Consider the following 2,961-nt stretch of genomic DNA (forward strand, 5'->3'; position numbering starts at 1 on the left):
TATAGAACGTCATTTTATTTAAAGATTTTCTAATCAAAATAAAACAAGAAAAGTAAGTCAAAATAAATGCAAAATCAAATTAAATAAAGATAAAAATCAAATTAAATGGAACTAAGAAGATATAAAAAGAGGGCAATATTGCATGCCCCCCATAAGAGAAAAAATTTACATATTAATTTCATTAATAGCTAAATTAGCTACTTCTTCATCAATATTACTTTTATCTATTTTATTCGCAATCATTAAAGCTAAATCACATACACGAGAAATAACTCTTGGGTTACCTGACGAATAAGAAGCAATAGCTCTTAAAGCTTGAGGAGTAAATATATCAGAAGAAGATCCAGCGTTACTTAGCTTTGTTTTAATATAAATACAGCTTTCTTCAATAGACATTGTTCCAATATTGTAAGAAGTAATAATCCTTTGTCTGAGAGCTTCGTTACTCTTCATATTAAGAGCATTATTAAGTACACTCTGTCCTACAAGAAGTACAACTGCTAAATCTCTAGAATCCATTTCAAAGTTAAATAGAATCTTTATATCATTTAGAAAACTACTAGATAAATAATTAGCTTCATCAAAGATAATAATAGGAATAATCTTTTTCTCAATATTTAATCTTCTAATAGCATCTTGAATAGCAGCAAAGTTCTCATACTTTCTGTGAAATGGTTCAATATTAAAAGCAATAGCAAGCTGTTTATAAGCCTCTAATACAGTCAATGTAGACAATGGAAGATAAATAATCTTGTATGCATTCTGGTTTAGGTTATTTGTATAATTACGCACAATGGTGGTTTTACCACAACCAGGGTCTCCTGTAATTAAGCCAATACCTTTTGTTTGTAAAAGATAATCAAGTCTTACTTTAACTTCTTTATAGTTGTTGTTCTCATATAGTATTTCTTTAGAGTTCTTAATAAAAGGGTTAAACTCTAATCCATATCTAGATACATAATTCATAAAATATTAATCCTCCGCTAATTTAACCTTTATACGTTTAATGCTGCTATTTGCTTTTTTATCTAATAGCTTAATTTCTTTAAGAGTGTTATCAAATTTATCGACGACATAAACCTTAGATAAATCAGGTGAATATCTAATTGTTATTCTTTGGTTTTGATAACGATAATCTACTTCATATTCTTTGCAATCAATATTAATTACACCGTCAGCAGAAACCTTTCTCTCAATCTCAAGTAAGAAAGACTTCTCAATTTGGTCTTCACTCATTTCAATAATTAATTTGCTTTCATTATAAAATCTATCATTAGGGGACATATTGTTTTCTAATGAAGAATGAGGACGAGTATTATATTCTTGAATATATTCCTTTAGAGCTTTATTAAAAGTTTCTAAATCTCTGTAATCATTAGGTTTTATACGACAAAGATATTGGTCTTTGAGTGTTCTAAAAAATCTTTCTATTTTCGACTTAGAGGTCGGAGTAAAGGGAGGGCAAAAGTTAATACCAACACCAATTCTAGCTCCAAGTAAATTCATTTGTCCTGAACGATAATTTGAGCCATTATCAAAACTAAACATCTTTGGCTTTCCACAGGTTGTAATACCACTTTTTATTACTTTAAGTAGGTTAATGTAGTTGTCTTCAAAGAAAGCTTCACATGCAACTATCTTTCTAGAGGCATCATCTATTAATGCTATTATATATACTCTTGTTTTATTTCCATTTACTGTAAGATAAGGGCCATAAGTTGTATCTCCATACCATACTTCATTTATGTGTTCCTTCTCATATCTTTTATACTCAGTAGTAACCTTATTAATACCTTTCGCTTGCTTTTGTTTTGTTACATACCTTGTAATAGTGGATAAAGAAATACTTTTAGAATTAATATCACCTTTATTTACTAGAGTTTCATAAATTTGAGTTGCTGGTAATCGTGGATATTCATTAATATAATAAGCAATTAAAGATTCAAGTTCTTTATCTATTTTTCTTTGAGTTCCTAGATCAGATCTACGTTCAGGTTTTAATGCATCAAAGCCATCTTTCTGATATGCATCATACCATCTACATAATGTTGACGGAGATATTGTTTTCATCGTTCCATCAATATATTCATATTGCTTTTCTGCAATTTTGTTGAAATAACTCCATTTGTTGGCTATTGCAACTTGCCGTTGAATAAATGGAGCTAAAATACCGTACCGAAACAAGGCTATGCTATTTCTTTCTGCTTCAGTCATTGTTTTCCTCTTTATTTTTAGTTTTTAAAGAGGGTACTGTATACATATTTACATTTACCAATCATCCTATGTGGTTCTTTAAATTAAGTTATAGCAGCCTTTTCTTATCTGCATAAAATTTGATTTAAAATCTCTAAATGCTAATTTAACTAAATCATCTAAAAAACTTAGCTTGTTTAAGCTCATCCACTTTTTATACTTGGTTTTAAAGCGTTTTCTTATTCTATAAACTTCTTGTTCATCTATCGCTTCATTGTTAACCATTATTTTTTCCACATCTTCATCTTTTAATATCTGAATTTGTATTTCTAATTCAACACTTTGGTAAGGTACAATAAGTGATAATAAAACAGCATGTGTTTTACCACATTCTTTACATTTAACTCTTAATATATCTAATTTTATTACTCCAGATTCAGTTTTAATGTTGCGGCTATAATAGCTATGTACAACCATATCATGTCTACCACATGTGCACTCTAAACTATGTATATCTATATTTCTAATGATTAAATCGTAATAATCTTGGTTTAATTCTCTATTCTCTTTTTCTACCTTTAGTGTTATCATGAAGATACCTTTTTTGATGAGAGTTATAACGAATTGCAGGTTGTTGGTAACTCTCATATTTTTTACTCTTTCATTTTCAAATATTTTGACTAGTTCTTAGTCTTATTGTTGGTTATCTATCTTCATTTATTTTGATTATTTTGACTAGATTATCTATATATAAAATAGCTATCTATA

3 protein-coding genes are annotated in these 2,961 nt (G+C 28.5%); all 3 read right to left on the reverse strand.

The features are described from left to right. Positions 1-165 precede the first annotated feature (165 nt). The 3 genes from FYJ80_RS11465 to FYJ80_RS11475 all read right to left on the reverse strand — a co-directional run bounded on the left by FYJ80_RS11465 (position 166) and on the right by FYJ80_RS11475 (position 2,784). Complete coding sequence (locus tag FYJ80_RS11465) at positions 166-966, reverse strand: ExeA family protein (protein ID WP_154427026.1); 801 nt, start codon at positions 964-966, stop codon at positions 166-168. A gap of 6 nt (positions 967-972) precedes the next feature. Further along, entirely contained in the window at positions 973-2,214 is a 1,242-nt protein-coding gene (locus FYJ80_RS11470; protein ID WP_154427028.1) for a DDE-type integrase/transposase/recombinase, read from the reverse strand. Positions 2,215-2,292: 78 nt separating this feature from the next. Further along, positions 2,293-2,784, reverse strand: coding sequence for a DUF6431 domain-containing protein (locus tag FYJ80_RS11475; protein WP_154427030.1), 492 nt, complete (start codon positions 2,782-2,784; stop codon positions 2,293-2,295). Positions 2,785-2,961 lie beyond the last annotated feature (177 nt).

This window comes from Bullifex porci (genome assembly GCF_009695635.1).
GTDB lineage: Bacteria > Spirochaetota > Spirochaetia > Sphaerochaetales > Sphaerochaetaceae > Bullifex > Bullifex porci.